The 15,422-nt window shown below is 62.7% G+C and carries 15 protein-coding genes; all 15 read right to left on the bottom strand.

Features of this window, described 5'->3' with window-relative positions:
- Window positions 1–12: 12 nt before the first annotated feature.
- The 15 genes from QMY55_RS22090 to QMY55_RS22020 all read right to left on the bottom strand — a co-directional run bounded on the left by QMY55_RS22090 (window position 13) and on the right by QMY55_RS22020 (window position 15,419).
- The gene (locus QMY55_RS22090) at window positions 13–750 is read right to left on the bottom strand and encodes a DUF5983 family protein (RefSeq protein WP_283486245.1); all 738 of its coding nucleotides are present in this window, start codon (window positions 748–750) and stop codon (window positions 13–15) included.
- Between the two features lie 78 nt (window positions 751–828).
- Window positions 829–1,530: a hypothetical protein gene (locus QMY55_RS22085; RefSeq protein WP_283486244.1), complete on the bottom strand. Its 702-nt coding sequence runs from the start codon at window positions 1,528–1,530 to the stop codon at window positions 829–831.
- 244 nt (window positions 1,531–1,774) lie between these two features.
- Entirely contained in the window at window positions 1,775–2,164 is a 390-nt protein-coding gene (locus QMY55_RS22080) for a hypothetical protein (protein WP_283486243.1), read from the bottom strand.
- Window positions 2,165–2,186: 22 nt separating this feature from the next.
- Window positions 2,187–2,396 carry a hypothetical protein gene (locus QMY55_RS22075; RefSeq protein WP_283486242.1) on the bottom strand — a complete coding sequence of 70 codons (210 nt, stop codon included), beginning with the start codon at window positions 2,394–2,396 and terminating at the stop codon, window positions 2,187–2,189.
- A gap of 331 nt (window positions 2,397–2,727) precedes the next feature.
- A complete protein-coding gene (locus tag QMY55_RS22070) occupies window positions 2,728–3,291 on the bottom strand; it encodes a hypothetical protein (RefSeq protein WP_283486241.1) in 564 nt (187 codons plus the stop codon).
- A 316-nt stretch (window positions 3,292–3,607) separates the two neighbouring features.
- A complete protein-coding gene (locus tag QMY55_RS22065; protein WP_283486240.1) occupies window positions 3,608–5,185 on the bottom strand; it encodes an ATP-binding protein in 1,578 nt (525 codons plus the stop codon).
- A 307-nt stretch (window positions 5,186–5,492) separates the two neighbouring features.
- Entirely contained in the window at window positions 5,493–7,067 is a 1,575-nt protein-coding gene (locus QMY55_RS22060; RefSeq protein WP_283486239.1) for a DNA cytosine methyltransferase, read from the bottom strand.
- Window positions 7,068–7,610: 543 nt separating this feature from the next.
- Window positions 7,611–9,644, bottom strand: a complete 2,034-nt coding sequence (locus QMY55_RS22055; protein ID WP_283486238.1) for a DNA topoisomerase III — start codon at window positions 9,642–9,644, stop codon at window positions 7,611–7,613.
- Between the two features lie 300 nt (window positions 9,645–9,944).
- Window positions 9,945–10,391, bottom strand: coding sequence for a single-stranded DNA-binding protein (locus QMY55_RS22050; RefSeq protein WP_283486237.1), 447 nt, complete (start codon window positions 10,389–10,391; stop codon window positions 9,945–9,947).
- Between the two features lie 69 nt (window positions 10,392–10,460).
- On the bottom strand, window positions 10,461–10,988 hold the full coding sequence (locus QMY55_RS22045) for a DUF3158 family protein (RefSeq protein WP_283486236.1): 528 nt from the start codon (window positions 10,986–10,988) through the stop codon (window positions 10,461–10,463).
- Window positions 10,985–11,761 (bottom strand): PFL_4669 family integrating conjugative element protein, encoded by a 777-nt coding sequence (locus tag QMY55_RS22040; protein WP_283486235.1) that lies wholly within the window; start codon window positions 11,759–11,761, stop codon window positions 10,985–10,987. The genes QMY55_RS22045 and QMY55_RS22040 overlap by 4 nt, the downstream gene beginning before the upstream one ends.
- 426 nt (window positions 11,762–12,187) lie before the next feature.
- On the bottom strand, window positions 12,188–13,165 hold the full coding sequence (locus tag QMY55_RS22035) for an arsenic resistance protein (protein WP_283489033.1): 978 nt from the start codon (window positions 13,163–13,165) through the stop codon (window positions 12,188–12,190).
- A 35-nt stretch (window positions 13,166–13,200) separates the two neighbouring features.
- A complete protein-coding gene (gene fdxA / locus QMY55_RS22030) occupies window positions 13,201–13,542 on the bottom strand; it encodes a ferredoxin FdxA (RefSeq protein ID WP_283486234.1) in 342 nt (113 codons plus the stop codon).
- On the bottom strand, window positions 13,539–13,898 hold the full coding sequence (locus QMY55_RS22025; RefSeq protein ID WP_283486233.1) for an ArsR/SmtB family transcription factor: 360 nt from the start codon (window positions 13,896–13,898) through the stop codon (window positions 13,539–13,541). Before QMY55_RS22025 ends, fdxA begins: the two co-directional genes overlap by 4 nt.
- Window positions 13,899–14,150: 252 nt before the next feature.
- Window positions 14,151–15,419: an STY4528 family pathogenicity island replication protein gene (locus QMY55_RS22020; RefSeq protein ID WP_283486232.1), complete on the bottom strand. Its 1,269-nt coding sequence runs from the start codon at window positions 15,417–15,419 to the stop codon at window positions 14,151–14,153.
- Between the last annotated feature and the right edge of the window lie 3 nt (window positions 15,420–15,422).

Below are 15,422 nucleotides of genomic sequence, written 5' to 3'. Positions count from 1 at the left end.
GTTGCGCGCCTGCTAGGGCTCGGTCAGCGGCAGACCCAGCAACACGGGCGCATCGGCATCGAGGATGAGGATGCGCACATCGGCCTGGCCAGCCAGTTCAAGGATGTTCGCCAGGTCGTCCGGCATACCCTTGCTGCGGTGCTCCTGCCGAAGCTGCTGCGCGCTGATGCCTTCAGCGTGCTCCAGGTTCTCATCCGTCCAGGGCGTAGAAATCAGCTTGATGCCGATTGCAGGGCTGTACGGAACCCGGAAGGCGATGAACAGGAAGGCCTCCGGCGTAGCAAGGTCTGCCAGGTTGGCGAGGTACTGGCCGGTTTCGTGGCTGATGTGTGCACTGCTGATTTCCCAGCAACGGCTGTAGTAGCCGGTCTCGAAACTCAGGCGCTGCACGACTTCCTGCGCGGCCTCGGCCGAATAGCAGTCGGCGACGTGGAGCGGGCGGCCGTCGAAATCTTCGCCTTGGATGGCATAGACCACGGCGTCGATCATGCCTTCACCGCAGACGCCTTCGCCGGCATGGCATTCGGCCAGCACCTCGGAACTCGCGGGCTCGCGACCATAGCTGACCACCGCAAAATCGCTGGTGACGATGCAGGAGGATGAAACCAGTTCCTCGTCGGAGAAATGCTGCTGGCTCGCATGGATGTTTCGCCAGACATGCGGACTACCATCGTCGTAGCTGATGCACAGCGTGCGGACGACTTTCAGATTCCAGTAGCCGCGAAGGAAAGGATTGGGTTTCTGGGACATGGGATTTCTCCAGATTGAATAATGGAGCCAATTCCCGTCACCGAGAATGGCACCCGGTGGGTTAAAGTGGAAACTGCGTCAGACGGCGCTGATTACTGGCGCTTGGGCCAGCCGTTCTGCAACGCGTCGACGTACATTCATGCGAAATCGCTCGTCATTGATGCCGGCGAGCAGGCTGCCGGCCTCCAGTGCAATCACGGCCGAGGCTTCTTCTGCGTCGGCGGCCAGAATGGCTTTGCGCAGTTGGTCGCCGAGTTGGCGTGCCCGTGAAGATGCTCTGACGACCTGAACCTCCCGGCTCAGATAGCAGCCGTCGCCACCAAACTCGAACAATCGCGGTTTGCTGCAATACCAGCACCCCTCGTATTGAATGGCGGTCAGGTGATGGCCGTCGTCCAGGCAGGTTGCGATCAAAAGCAGTGCGTCGAGATCGGCACCGTCCTCGAAGTTATGGTGTTCGATCAGGTTCGCCAGTTCTGCGTCCTTGCTGCTGCCGAAGAACTCGGCCAGCCGTTCGATGGCCTGCGGGATCGGCAAACCTTCGTCTTCCGATCCTTCGTCCTTGGGCATGGGGGCGCCAAGCTGCGCGGCCAAATCTTCCAGGCCGCCAAAGACATCGTCCCATTGAGGATTGTTGGTTTCGGAGATCTGGGCGATGTAGGCCTGCCCGTTACCGGGGTAGTTTTCGTCCAGCTTGAAGCCGCTGAACAGCGCTTTGATGATGGGGGTCACGCGGTCGAGCATGAGCACGCCGGTGCCTTCGTAGTAGTTGTTTGCCATGGTGGCTCCTTTCGAGAAATGAGCGGAGCCAGCCCCTGCGGACAGAGCATCCGCAAGGGGGAAAAAGAAGAAATTCCGGTCTATTCGCCGAAATCGCTGAAGTCGCCCAGCGCCTTTAACACCTCGATCAGGCCGCAGTTGGCAAGGACATACAAATGGTTGTAGTGTCGGAGGGACACGGCCCCGGAGGGTGCGTGTCCCTCGTTCGGGGCGGAGAGGAATGGCGGCGAGACCCGCAAGGGTCTTACCAGCCGTTGTAGTGCAGCACCAGGCTGGCAATGACCTGGCGGCGTGCAAGGTCGAGGCCGCTCAGGTCGGACAGGCCTTCAAACCCGCAGCGGCGCAGCAAAGGCGCGCTCCTGTGGGCGTTGTAGAAGCTCACCATCGCGGCGAGGAACATGCGCTCCCCGGCGCTCAGGACGCCCAGGGCCTTGCTGATCCGCGGCATGTCCGGGCACAAGGCCCATTTGTCGCGGGCCTGCTCAAAGCCCTCTTGGGTGCCGTCACCGAACCACCGGGGGCCGGCGATCTGTACACCACGTTTCCATGCCTTGAAGAAGGCATCGGGCGCAGCAGCGAAGTGCTGCTGCTCCCGTGCGATCTCTTCGGCAACTTCCAGGGGAAGCTGGCTCATGAGAGATTCCTTACTGAGTGGATCAAGGGATGGCGAGCTGAGACCAGCCGCCTCTTGCGAGGGCGCGTTCCGCAGCGGCAGAGCTGCGGAAGTACTCGCGGGATTCCCGCGAGACAGGCCCTTGGGAATCGCGCGTCCCGATGTAATGACCGGCGGCGCTAGGCAGGACTTGAAGCGGCAATTGCTTGCCGGTATGGAACAAGGCGAGTTCGCCGAAAGAGGCGTTTGGCATGGTCGGACTCCTTGAAAGATGCGAGGCGACCACGCCTAGGCGGGATGGCGGCTCCCGCTGGGGTTGAGAAAGATGCATCGGCGTCGCGAGGACGCTCGTCCGCAGGACGATGCTGGGCGGACTGGTGGGTTGTACGGAGCGAACTCCGCGCAGCCTGGAACCCTGGCTGCTGGCATGTGCTGACGAATCAGCGAACATGCGGGCAGCTTCGTGCGCGGGCCGCGCTGCGTCAGTTGGAAAACCGCATCCGGCCTGGCCCCGATTCATGCGAATAGCGAAAAAAACAGCCCCGCGTCACGCGAGGCTGTCAGGACGGTGCAAAGGCACCGGGTCAGTCGGGCTTGTCGCCCAGGACATGCTGCTTCCACAGGTCGAATGCCTGCTCGGGCGGAAGCTCGGCGAGGATCACGATGGGCTGGGCCTGGCGGGTGCGCAGCGACGCGAAGTACGTCTTGCGGTCAGCGATGGCCTTGAGCTTGATGCCTTTGATGAACAGCAGTTTGCCGTCCTTGATGAACAGCACCTTGTTGCCGACGTCGCGGTTGAACGAAGTACGCAGCTTGCGGTCGGCGTGGATGGCGTTGGCCAGTCCATCGACCAGATAGTCCAGCGTGATGTCGATGGTGAACCGGCGCGACCTGTCGTTGGGGTCGTCGTACTCGGTGACGTCCGGTGGCAGGCTGGCGGCAAAGGCTTCTGCCTCGGTGAAGCGGTCACGCTGGCCTTCCAGCGCGAGCAGGCGGGTGGAGCCACCATGTCCGTCGTTGCTGGCAGTGGCGACAGGCTTGCCGTCGAAGATCACAGTGGCGGTGAAGCACAGAGTCTCTTCGCTTGCGAAGTCTGCCACCTTGAGATTCTTCAGCGTGATGCGGTCTTGGTTGGTAATGTTTTCCATGGAAAGTCCTGAAATTGACCGGGTGGCGACACGCCCCTGGCGGGATGTGGCGACCATCCCGTGGGTTGGAGAAAGGAGGCATCGATGCCCGGTGGGCAGCGTTCGCCGGTGAGATGCCGGGGCGAACTGGCGGGTGACGTGGTGGAAACCCACGGCAGCCTGGACACCCTGGCTGCGGGCATGGCGCTGCGACAGCAGCAACACATGCGATGGAGCATCGGCGCAGCGCCGCCGTGCGTCATCCGGCAATCTGAATTCATCGCCACCGGATTGGCCCCAAGAAAAACAGCTCCCCGAAGGGAGCTGCAAAGGAGGATCACTGCACGCTGGCGAGCTTGCCATCGGCATCGAAACTCAGGTGCACGGTGGCACCGACGAGCTTGGACTGCGGGGTGTATCGCCAGGACCTGGGCAGCAGTTCCTCGATGGCACGGGCAGGCGAAACCGAGCAGCCGACCGCGATGAACGTGGCGATGGTCAGTGCATCCTCATCTTCCCGACCTTCGTCGTAGCGGTCATCGAAGATGTAGTCGGACAACAGCAGTGTGGCGCCACTCGCATGGGGTGTTACGTAGAGTCGACCGTGCCTGCGGATGGCAGATACCGCGTATTCGCGGGTGTCCTCGCCAAGGCTGGCGGACAAGGTTCCGACCAGGGTGACGCCAACGATGTCGCCGTTGAATGGCAAGCTGTCGTCCACGTGGAGAACTTCACCATGGTGGATGCCAACCTGATCCGGGTCTGCGTAGCGAACCAAATCCATCAGCCAATGATCACCACTGAGACGATGTTCCTCCAGCAGGAAAGCCTGTCGGGCCGCCAGGTAGACCTCGGCGGTTGGTACATCTTCATCGTCTTCGGCGTCGATAGACCAGACACCGGCCTCTTGGAGCTCTTCCTGAACGACCACACCCTCAGCGTGGGGCCTATCCCAGTACCTGCCCCAGTGACTGCGAAAGCCCGGCGGCTCATGGGCCCAGTCACGGAACCAACTGCGTGGCACAAAGGGAATGCTGTTGAGCAGGTCGGCGTTCGATGAGGACAGGCACGTGGATGCATACAGCGTCACGAAATCGACCCCGGACAGTTTCTCCTTTGCTTCGATCAACGCCTTGCGGAAGGCCTGATCGACCGCTGCCTGGATGCGCTTGCCATCCTCTTCTTCATGGAGCAGGTGCTGGCGATCCGGTGGGCGGGCGATCATGTCGTCGCGCAACATCACGATCTGGTGCAACTGCGAGGATGGCCACCTTCCGATGGGAAGTCCCTGGAGATAGCAGCGGTACTGTGACGGCGCTCCTTCCAGATCGATGAGAATTTGGCCGACGTCTGTTTCCCGCCAGGCCAAGCCTGGGCGCGATAGCGGGCGCTCGACCTCTGTACCGTTGAATGTCACGGGGACGGGGAAGGCTTCGCACAGCCGCACCAGTTGCTGCGCGACCCACTGGGTCAGTGTCGGGCCCTTGTACGGGGGCTCGACACCGCACAAGCGGATCTCGGTGCCGATGCGCGCTGGCGCGGCAATCACGTCGATGTCCTCGCCGTTGATGATCGCGGCGGTGGTGGCACGAAAGGCCATATCAAGTGAATGCGCGCGCAGACTGCGTGCGAAGTACAGCGTGGAGAGGACACCGATGCCGAAGGGGTTTTCGCGGGCTTTCAGTTCCTCGTCCCAGCCTGATTCGGCGATGCAGATGAGGGTCTGAAGGTTGGCGATGCCTTCGCCGTCGTCGCTGACGGTGAGCGTGTCGCCTTCGGCGGTGATGTGGATGTGGCGGGCTTTCGCGCGCCGGGCATTCTGTAGCAGCTCGCCCAGCATCGAGGCCTGGGTGAACGCATGGCGAAAAGTTTCGATCAGGCGGTTCTGGTTCGTCTGAAGACGGATGGTGGTCATGGCATGGTTCCTTGGATGAGGTGGTGCGCCGGTCTGGCGCGGAGATGGAAGCGGCGTACACCGAAGCCCGCCGCGATGGCGTGCCGGGCGGTAATGGCCGGTCTAGGGGGAATGGGCGGATAGGCCCGTTGGAGATGCAGCACCAACGCCCAGGCTGGGCGCGTGTCCGCGGCACAGTGCGATGCGGACAAGGAGGTCGACGCGGGAGAATCCGCGGCGCAGCCTGAAAGACCGTGGCTGCTGGCAGTCGCCGATGCTTCGGCTATGCAGGGATGAGAATGGCGTCAGCCACCGCTGGCGTCTTGCATCAATCCGAATCGGTTTCGCCCGTCTTGTGCAGGTGCTGCACCAGCCGTTGGCCCAGCCAGGCAACGCACGGGACGGCCATGGAGTTGCCGATGGCTTTGTAGCGCGGAGCGTCGGTGGCGGGCTTGCCACGGTACGGGATCAGCGTGTAGTCGTCGGGCATGCCTTGCAGCCGCTCGCATTCCACAGGCATCAGCCGCCGCACCCGCCAGTGCGACCAGTCGCCGGGGCCGGGGTCGTTCCAGTCGTAGTGGAAATGTGCCTCGAAGTCGGGGGCCAGCACATGGGGCTTGTCGGCACCGCCGCTGCTGGTGCGCAATGCGGCCGCCACGCTGCCGCCCAATTCAGCCGCGAGGCCTTGGGGACGGCCGCGCAGCGCCACGCTAACCACCATGGGACGGCCTTGACCTGGTTTGCCGCCCCCCGTGGAAAGCGTTCCGGCTACCTGACCATGCCCAGACTCCAGCCGTAGCTCACCCCGCGAGTTCTGCGCGAAAGCAATTGCAGCATGTACGCTCGCGCGCACCGTCGGCGTCCGATCAACCGTGGCATCAGCACCGCAATCCTCAGCAGTGAAGGCAATGATTGGCACACCTTTACCCGTGCCGTCCTCGCTGCTGCCCTTGCCGTTGTTGGCGGTGTTCAGGGTGTGAGTGATGTTGCCTGCGATCGTCTGCACCATGAACGTCTCGGTGCAAATGTCATGCTTGGGGCCAGCAGCCATCAGGCATGCCGCGACATTGGCGGGTCCGGTGCCGCCACTGAACCCGAACGTCGTCGTGACCTTGCCGTAGGGTTGCGTTAGTCCTGCGTACCCGCTGCCTGCTGCTTGAGCGCCAGATCCAGCAGCGCGGGCAGCTTCTTGCCACGGCGCGCTGCCCGAAGAAGAATCCCCGAGCACGCCAGCGCGCTCAAAAAGTACTTCGGCGGGATCGAGGTCATCTCCACCACTTGCAACAAGAAACACGCGCTTGCGGCGTTGGGCGACACCGAAATGTTGAGCGTCGAGCACCCTCCACGCGATGCGGCGCCGGGGTCCAGACACACAACCTGCGTACGCCCACTTGTCCCCTGGCGGTTCGAGCGCACGGCTTTCGCCGGCAAGTGCTCCCAGAAAGTGGCCGAAAGCATTGCTGCGGTCGTTGAGGACGCCCGGGACGTTTTCCCAGACGATGGTTGCCGGCGGGCGGCGGTCTTGGTGGCGGGTTTGGTCAATGGCATTTGCAAGCTCCACATAGGCAAGGGAAAGGGCTCCGCGCGGGTCATCCAGCCCGCGACGGCTACCGGCCACGCTGAACGACTGGCACGGCGTGCCGCCGACCAGGATGTCGGGTGCCGGCACGGTGCCGGCGCGCACCAGGCGGGCGATCGCGGTCATGTCGCCGAGGTTCGGCACGTGGGGGTAACGGTGGGCGAGCACGGCGCTCGGGAACGGCTCGATTTCGGCGAACCACGCGGCTTTGAGGCCGAGGGGTTGCCAGGCGAGGCTCACGGCCTCGATGCCGCTGCACACGCTGCCGTACAGCAGTGGCGCGGCCTGGGGCGCGCCGCGTGGGGTGCGAGGTTGCGGGTTCATGTTGGGTCTCCTGTTCGTGTGGCCCAGGGCTTGAACTGGAGTCAAGGCGGGCCGGGACGTTGATGGGCAGGAGAAAGTTGCCGAAGGCACTGCGGCCTTCGGCTCGGGAGGACAGAACCACCCGTGGGCTGATCGGCAGGTACGGTCGTCGTTAAAACCGTCTGCTTATCAAGCAATCACACCCGGCGCATATCGTGGTTGGCGCCGGCATCGTCTGGCGCACATCCGCGCACAAATGGAGCCCAGTTTTTCGCCGTTGGGCACGGCACTGAATACCGCTGACCACGAAGGGTCTCCCGATGGTTCGCAGCCTGGAGAGGCAAGCCATCGGGGGACCCTTCGCAGGGGCGGAATGAACGCGGAGCAGGAGAACGCGCGCAGCGCTGTTCGCGGGAGAAGCCACCTTCAGGTCCCACGGCCGGGAATGGCCGGGCGGGACGCGCACACGAATCGGGAAGGCAATGCGCGCTGGACGTCCCGCAGGGCATGCGGGACACGGGCCTACCGCCGATGGCGGGGACGGCTCAGGGGGAACGGGGTCGGTCAGGCACCTTTGCGGCTCGTAATGTTACGGCGTGGGGTGCGCGAGGCGCCAGGCTTGGACGCGTCGGATTCGACCGGCAGCGTGCCTTTGCAGTCGGGGTAGCGACTGCATGACCAAAAGGGGCCTGTCTTACCGGTGCGCTGGCGCGTGGGAGCGCCGCACTGCGGGCAAGGCGGTCCGTGGGGAACCTTGATGGACAGCGAAGTGCTGCCGTACTGCGCGATCAGTTGCGAAATCCACGAGGCCTGCTTGCCGATGAACACGTCCAGTGTGAGCTGGCCGGCCTCGATCATGTCGAGCGCCTGCTCCCACACCGCCGTCGTACCGGGGTCGGCAATCGCGGTGGGCACGGCGTCGATCAGCGTGAAAGCGGCCTCCGATGCGCGGATGGAACGACCTTTCTTCACAAGATAGCCCCGAGTCAGCAGGCCGGTGATGATGTTGGCGCGCGTAGCTTCGGTGCCGATGCCCGTCGTGTCCTTGAGCTTCTGTTTCAAGCGCGGGTCGGTGACGAAGCGCGCAACGCCTTTCATCGACTTGACCAGTTCGCCCTGGGTATAGGGCTTGGGCGGCAGCGTCTTGAGCGCCTTGATCTCAGCCTGAGCCACCTGGCACGCCAGGCCTTCACGCAGCGCGGGGAGTACCTGGCTGCGCGCTGTGACTTCACCATCCTCGTCCTCACCACCTTCACGTTCAGGCTCGGCCAGCACCAGGCGCCAGCCCTTGACGACCACCTGCTTTCCGGTGGCCGCCAGCTTCTGCTGGCCGCAGGAAAGCTCGGCGACGGTGCGGTCGAACTCGTGATGAGGCAGAAACTGCGCAAGGTAATGCGCCCGGATCAGCCGGTACACCGCCAGTTCCTTCTCGCTCATGGCTGAGAGGTTGGCAGGCTCCAGGGTGGGGATGATGCCGTGGTGGGCCGTGACCTTGCCATCGTTCCAGGCGCGCGAGCGCTGGGAGCGATCAAGCTGTTCCATGATCGGTCGCAGCGTGGAATCAGTCTTGAGCAGGCTGTCCAGGACCGTGGGCACTTCGGCGAACATGCTTTCGGGCAGATAGCCGGAATCCGAACGCGGGTACGTGGTGGCTTTGTGCGTTTCGTACAAGGCTTGGGCGATCTCCAGGGTCTCCTGAACGTCGAGCCCAAGCTGCTTGGAACAGACTTCTTGCAAGGTGCCCAAATCGAACAGCAGCGGCGGACCTTCGCGCACGCGCTCAGTCTCGACCGATACCACCTGGGCAGCACCCGCTGCGCGGATGTGCTGCGCGGCTTGCTGGGCGATTTGCTGTTGCACGCATCGCCCCGTGTCGTCGGTGCAGCCATCGGGTGGCACCCACTGCGCGCTGAAAGCCTGGCCGCCAGCGGACAGGGACACGTCGATGACCCAGAACGGTGCCGATTTGAACGCTGCAATCTCGCGGTCGCGGTCCACGACCAATTTGAGCGTTGGCGTCTGGACGCGGCCAACCGAAAGCACACCGTCATAGCCCGCCTGTCGGCCAAGCACCGTGAACAACCGGCTGAGGTTCATGCCCACGAGCCAGTCGGCCCGTGAACGTGCCAGCGCCGAGTAGTACATCGGCAGCGTGTCGGACGAGGGCCGCATCTTGCCGAGCGCGGTGCGGATCGACGCATCGTTGAGCGCCGACAGCCACAGCCGCTCGATGGGACCTCGGTAACCGCAGAGTTCGATGATCTCGCGGGCGATCAACTCGCCTTCGCGGTCGGCATCGGTGGCGATGACGAGATGGGTCGTTTTCGACAGAAGAGCCTTGACGACCTTGAATTGCGTGGCGGTCTTCGGTTTGACCTCGACCCGCCATTGCTGGGGAATGATCGGCAACTGTTCCAGCGACCAGCGCTTGAGGGCTGCGTCATAGACCTCGGGTGCTGCCGCTTCTACAAGATGACCGATGCACCAGGTGACGGTGACGCCGGAGCCGCTGAGACAGCCTTCACCGCGCTGCGTCGCGCCGAGAATCCGGCCGATATCCTTGCCCTGGGAGGGCTTCTCGCACAAGAACAGCCGCATGTCCGTCCATCCGATTCCCGTAGTTCATGGAGTTGCTGGAATCGAGAATGCCGAGCACCGCCAGAGGCAGCAGCAAACAAGCCGCATCCGGTGGCGACCGCTTTCAAGGGATGGAATGGCGGGAATGGGAGTGGGAGCGGCCGAAGGTGTGTACGGCGGGAGCCGCGATTTCCGGGAGCGCGTGGAAGTCAGTGGACTTCCATGGAATTATCCCCTGGGGATAAATCTACTGAGGTCTACGACCTCGAACCGCTGAATGCATGGAGGACGGCGAAGCATGCTGGCCGCCCTCCATTCAGGTCACTTCTTGCGCTGCCTGGTCTCTTTCGGCGCAGTCGGTTCGTCGTTGGCCTGGGGCTTCGGTTCTGCCTCCTGCTGCGGCTTCGGGCTGAGGGTCACAGACTCGATGCGGTACGGAAGGATGGCCACGCTGCGCGCGTTGATCTGCCAGGTCTCCCGTGGCTGCTCGTCGTTGTCCGTCCAGGGTTCGCGCTCCATGCGGCCGACCACCAGCACACGCATGCCCTTCTGGTAGAGGTCCTTCCAGTGCGCGGCGTCGCGGTGCCAGATTTCGACGGGAGCCCAGAAGCCGCCGCGGTCCTCGAAGTCACCGCCCTTGGTGGGGACGGGGTTGTCGAAATAGACGTTCAGCCGCAGCAAGCGCCGCGGTTCGTCGTTGCCGCTGGGGAATTCGCGGTACTCCGGCGCAGAGCCGATGTTGCCTTCGCCCGAAAAATGCGTGCTCATGTTGCAATCTCCATGGTGGTTGAAATACCCGCACCTGATCGGCCGCGGGCGCTGGGTTGCCCAGCGCGATCAGCGATCGCGCATAGCGGGTGGGGTTGCCTTGAGCCGGCGTAGGTATGCGTTTTCCGCCTCGGCGGCCTTGCTGGCGCAGTCCTGCGCTTGCCTGCCCAAGGTGTGCAACAGGCTGATCTGCATGTTGAGCGTGATGCGCTGAAGCTCGATGGCGTGCAGATCGGCCAGCAGGTTGACCGGCGTGGTGGTGCTCGCCATCAGTTCCTGCCACAGGGACACGCCCATGGCTGACCTGTCGTGCCTGCGCCAGCGCAAAAACGTCGTACCTGCGCCAGTGGTTTGCTGGGCCAGTTCCACGCGCAACAGATGGAAGGGATGTCCGCCAGTCTGTTGCAGTACCTGTCGCTGCGCCAGGCCAATCAACTCGTCGCGCATGGCGAAGCACTGGCTGGCCCAGTCCTCCAAGTCCCCTTTACCTTTAAAAGGCTTTAAAAGGCCTTTTAGAGAGGCTGCGTGTTCCAGCCGCATGAAGGCAGTCTGTTGCAGATCCCGGAAGTAGAGGGTTTCGCGGTTCGGGTCGCTCATGCCGACTCGTCCTCGCCGGTGTTGCCCTCGATCGGCTCGGCGGTAGGTGTTTCTTCGTCGGCCGAAGGTGCTGCGGCAGTTCCATCACCGTGTTGCTGCAGGCCACGGCGCACGATGGGTGGCGCAAACTTCGAGCGGCGCGTGCCTACCAGCACGTCCTGCGGCAGCTCGCCGAACTTCTCCAGCGCCGCTCGCGCTGCAGCGTTCTTCGAAGCGAAGTCATCGCGGGTGCAGCCCGAAAAGCGGTACTGCTGGGCCAGGCTGAAAAGACTACGCAGCGCGTGCGCCCCTTCGTTGAGCCAGCGTTCGAGCGTCGACCGATCAATCAGTGCAGTGTGATGCGCGAGGATGAGCTTGCGTGCGATGTCGTCGTAGTCGGCCAGCAGATAGACGGCGGCAAAGCCCAACTGCGCATTGACGAACAGCGGCAGCTTGACGGGCTGGACGTTGAGGTTTTCGCCCAGGCTCAATGCGGCGGGGACACCGGCCAGCGCCTGATCCACCTGTTCGCGCAGCGATTGCAGCGTGGTCTTGGTCTGGTCGAGCTTGTCCTCGATGCGCAGCATCCACCAGTCCGAATACGGGTCGTCCTGTTCCGAGCCGCGCCGCATCTTGTTCATCTGGGCGATGTAGCCGTTCAGGCCGACGATGCCGGGTCGCCCTTCGGCAGCGGCGCGGCCGTGCCAGATGCGGGAAGCGTGGTGCGTGTGCAGCGTCAGCGACATTGCGCTGCGCAAGGCCCCGAGATTCAGTTGTAGAGGTTCAGTTGCCATGGTGTCCGCTCGTTTTGGGAAAAGGAGCGGACAGCTTCGGCAGGAAGCGGAAGGCAGTCAGTCAACAAACCGAAACCCGCCTGTCACCGGTTCAAGGCGTGGTGGGCTGATGTGGCGAGAGCTATCCCCTGGGGATAGTTCCATCGAGCGCCAAGGAACGCTTCAGGCGCTGCATCAGCGCGGACAAGGCATGTCTCGCGCCTGGTGTGCAGCGGCTCGATGTTGTAGACCTCAGTAGATTTATCCCCTGGGGATAATTCCACGGGCATCCATGGGCGTCTACTTTCACTGCCTTGCAGGTCGGCTCACTGTTTGGCGAGCAGATTGCGCAGCCGCTCGATGTGCTGCCTGGCGACTTCTGGCGATATCGGTTTGATCTGCTACCGAGGTCTTTCGAGCCGCCGGTGTCCAAGCAATACCAGTTGTTTACGCTGCCGATGCTCCGGTCTCGGCCTTGGCAAGGAGAGGTATCCAACGCACGTAAATCGGCATGAAGCACAGTTCGACAATGGTCTGCGTCAGAATCACGGCCGGTAGCAGTGGCACCCCGCCGGGCACGACAAAGGCCAATGGCAGGATGACCAACGAATTTCGGTACGACGCGGAAAACGACACGGCCCGCGCTGAGGCAGCGTCGAGACCCAAGCTACGTGTGACGAGTCGCCCTGCGAGTGGTGCGATCAGGGCAAAGGCCACGTAGATCGGTGCGGCACGCAATGCCGCCTCTTGCGCCAACCCAATTTGCGGCATCACCGAGGCCAGTACGATGAACAGTACGATCGCGGTCGCCGGTACGGGCAACAGATTCAAAACGTCAACCAGTCGCTCACCAGCCGACGTCTTGCGCCCCAGCGCCTGAAAACTGGCGGCCAGCAGTAGTGGAACAGCGATCAGCCAGATAAAGGCGTGCAGGAACGGACCAACCTCAACGAGATTCGAGACCTCGCTGCCCAATACCAAGGTCAAGTAAACCGGCAGCAGCAGCATTTGGAGAACGAGCAGGACTGGCGTCATCGCCAGTAGCAGACGAGCGTTACCGCCGCCCAAGTGGGTGAAGGTGATGACATAGTCGATGCAGGGGGCCAACAGCACGAACAACACCGCCAGGCGGAGCATGGGCTCGGCGGGCAAGAACTGGACCAGCGCGGCGGCCACGATGGGAATGATGACAAAGTTCGTCACCGCTAATGCACCCAGGAAGCGCACATTGCGCAGGGCCGCGCCGATCTCCGCCAGCGGTACCTGCAGAAACGTCGCAAAAAGCATGACGGCGAGCGCAGGGTTGATCGCTGCCTCCAGCGTCCCCATGCCGGGCACGGTCAGTCCCAGAAGTGCGCCACACGCAATCGCAAGAAAATAAATCCAGACTTGGCGTGCTTCGAGTGTTGCCCTGATGTTCTCCATGCGGTGACCTTGAATGCTGATAGTGGTTGAGGAATTCATTGCTTCGCCCGGCCTGGCCGGGGCGAGAAGTAGAGGTGGTATTTGTCCGGCATGCCGTTGAACGCATCCGCATCAGTGGGTACGGCACCTTTCCTGGTGATGTTCGGCCACTGGGCGGCATACGTTGCATTCAACTCCAGCCAGGGCTCAAGACCTGAGACGGTATCGGGAAAGATCGCGTTGGCAGAGCACTCCGGCACACAGACGGCGCAGTCGATGCACTCGTCTGGGTCAATGGCGAGCATGTTCTCCCCTTCGTAGAAGCAGTCCACAGGACACACCTCCACGCAGTCCATGTACTTGCACCGAATGCAGTTCTCCGTCACTACATGCGTCATGCGTCCCTCTCGGTCGGGCGGCCTGTGCATTTCGCAAACAGTGCGATGGCCTTGTCGCAGTAGGCGCAATGTCCCTGGCAGCAGTCGTGCATCAGGAATGCAACAAGGTCTGAGAGCGCGGGGAAGTTGGCGCTGTAGATGACTGACTTGCCCTCCCGGCGCCCCTGCACGAGTCCAGCGTGTTCCAGTTCCTTCAGATGAAAAGAAACGCGCGAAGGTTGCGCATCATCAAGGCTACTTGCAATTGCGCCAGCAGCCATGCCCTCGGCGCCAGCGACGACCAGCATGCGGATGATTCGCAGACGATCCTCGTGGGAGAGTGCAGAAAAGCCTGCAAGTGCAATTTTCTCTTTCATGTGATAGTTAACGAAATGTTGAAATGATATTATAGAAAGACCTAAGAGGATGTCACCTATCCCCAAGGGGTAGTTCCATCGAGCGCCAAGGGACGCTACAGGCCTGGATCAGAGAGGACAAGGCCGATCCCGCCGCAGGCGATCGAAGCCTGGTGTGCAGCGGCTCGATGTAGTAGACCTCAGTAGATTTATCCCCTGGGGATAATTCCACGGGCATCCATGGACGTCTCTTTCACTGCCTTGCAGGCCGGCTCACTGGTTGGCGAGCAGATTGCGCAGCCGTTCGATGTGCTGCCTGGCGACCTCTGGCGACACCGGCTTGCCCTGCGGCTGAGGTGGTGGCGCTGGGGGTGGCTGCTCATTCGGCGAGATGGGTGCCGATGGCGCATCCTTCCTGGTCCAGGCATTGAACTCGCCATGGATGGCCCGCTGGATAATGCCGAACAGATAACCCGCAGGATTGCGGATGCCAGGGCTGCTGCATCGCGTAGCCCATTCGTCCAGCACGGCCTGTCTCAGTGAGGTATCGACCTGCTTCAATGCCACCCTGGCACCTGTCTGCTGCTCTGCCTTCAGTTCCGCGAAGCGCTTGGGCCATTGCAGATCGCCCAACGCGCGCGCCTGCGCTTGTGCGTGCGCGGTAGTACGTACTTCATTAATACAACTACTACGTACTGTACGGGCCTGCTTCGGATTCCGAAGAGAGGCGTCTGGTGCGGGTTTCGGCCCTGCTTCGGATTCCGAAGTGGGGTCATCGTGATTCCGAAGAAGGCTCGCGACCCCTTCTTCGGAATCGTGGATGTCTTCCTGCTGTGGATAACTCTCGGTGGTCGTGATGCCCTGGCTGGCGAGGCGCTCGGCCAGGACCTGCAACCGTGACGGCAGCGTGCGGCCGGAGAGCAGCGGGTCGTCCGCTATCTCCTTGAGCGTATTCAGGCCGACGATCTGCACGGCCTTGGCCGAGTGGCCCAGGGACTGGCTGACCAGCGCCAGGTAGTCGGCGTCGAGCTGCATGGCCTCGAACGGCGTCAGCGGTTCATCGTGGAGGACATAGAGATTGCCGAGGATGCGGCCGGTCTTGGCATCGCGCCGTCGCCGCACCAGGCTCAACCATCGGGTCAGGCGCAGCAGCGTGAGCGCCCGTGCCACGGTTTCATGCGAAGCCTGTCCAGCGCAGGGCATTGAGGCCAGCCACGGTCGAAGTTGCTCATAGGTGGGGAACGCGGTCACGCCATCGTCATTGAGCATCAACCGGAACACCTGCCAGGCGTTTCGCTCCAGCGGCGTCAGGCGACGGTCAAGAAACAGCCGGCGCGGCACGGTTTCATGACGGTTGCCGCTGAACAGGAAGGCATCGCCGGACGTGCTGGGCGTGGACGTGGGCATGGGCGTCGGTGCCGCCGCAGGCGCGCTGGGGCCGGGTTCGGACTGGGGCTTGGGCGCAAGGTCTTGCAGCGCAGCGTCGAACAGATCTGCGATCGGGATGGGGCCACGACGTGGTGCGCTATCGTCCACGGCCATGGT

The sequence above is a fragment of the Comamonas resistens genome (assembly GCF_030064165.1).
GTDB lineage: Bacteria > Pseudomonadota > Gammaproteobacteria > Burkholderiales > Burkholderiaceae_C > Comamonas > Comamonas resistens.
This window is presented reverse-complemented; position numbering and strand designations above follow the sequence as displayed.

Coding starts and splice junctions, on each gene's coding strand:
- QMY55_RS22090 (WP_283486245.1), bottom strand. CDS start 750: ATGTCCCAGAAACCCAATCCTTTCCTTCGCGGCTACTGGAATCTGAAA.
- QMY55_RS22085 (WP_283486244.1), bottom strand. CDS start 1,530: ATGGCAAACAACTACTACGAAGGCACCGGCGTGCTCATGCTCGACCGC.
- QMY55_RS22080 (WP_283486243.1), bottom strand. CDS start 2,164: ATGAGCCAGCTTCCCCTGGAAGTTGCCGAAGAGATCGCACGGGAGCAG.
- QMY55_RS22075 (WP_283486242.1), bottom strand. CDS start 2,396: ATGCCAAACGCCTCTTTCGGCGAACTCGCCTTGTTCCATACCGGCAAG.
- QMY55_RS22070 (WP_283486241.1), bottom strand. CDS start 3,291: ATGGAAAACATTACCAACCAAGACCGCATCACGCTGAAGAATCTCAAG.
- QMY55_RS22065 (WP_283486240.1), bottom strand. CDS start 5,185: ATGACCACCATCCGTCTTCAGACGAACCAGAACCGCCTGATCGAAACT.
- QMY55_RS22060 (WP_283486239.1), bottom strand. CDS start 7,067: ATGAACCCGCAACCTCGCACCCCACGCGGCGCGCCCCAGGCCGCGCCA.
- QMY55_RS22055 (WP_283486238.1), bottom strand. CDS start 9,644: ATGCGGCTGTTCTTGTGCGAGAAGCCCTCCCAGGGCAAGGATATCGGC.
- QMY55_RS22050 (WP_283486237.1), bottom strand. CDS start 10,391: ATGAGCACGCATTTTTCGGGCGAAGGCAACATCGGCTCTGCGCCGGAG.
- QMY55_RS22045 (WP_283486236.1), bottom strand. CDS start 10,988: ATGAGCGACCCGAACCGCGAAACCCTCTACTTCCGGGATCTGCAACAG.
- QMY55_RS22040 (WP_283486235.1), bottom strand. CDS start 11,761: ATGGCAACTGAACCTCTACAACTGAATCTCGGGGCCTTGCGCAGCGCA.
- QMY55_RS22035 (WP_283489033.1), bottom strand. CDS start 13,165: ATGGAGAACATCAGGGCAACACTCGAAGCACGCCAAGTCTGGATTTAT.
- fdxA (WP_283486234.1), bottom strand. CDS start 13,542: ATGACGCATGTAGTGACGGAGAACTGCATTCGGTGCAAGTACATGGAC.
- QMY55_RS22025 (WP_283486233.1), bottom strand. CDS start 13,898: ATGAAAGAGAAAATTGCACTTGCAGGCTTTTCTGCACTCTCCCACGAG.
- QMY55_RS22020 (WP_283486232.1), bottom strand. CDS start 15,419: ATGGCCGTGGACGATAGCGCACCACGTCGTGGCCCCATCCCGATCGCA.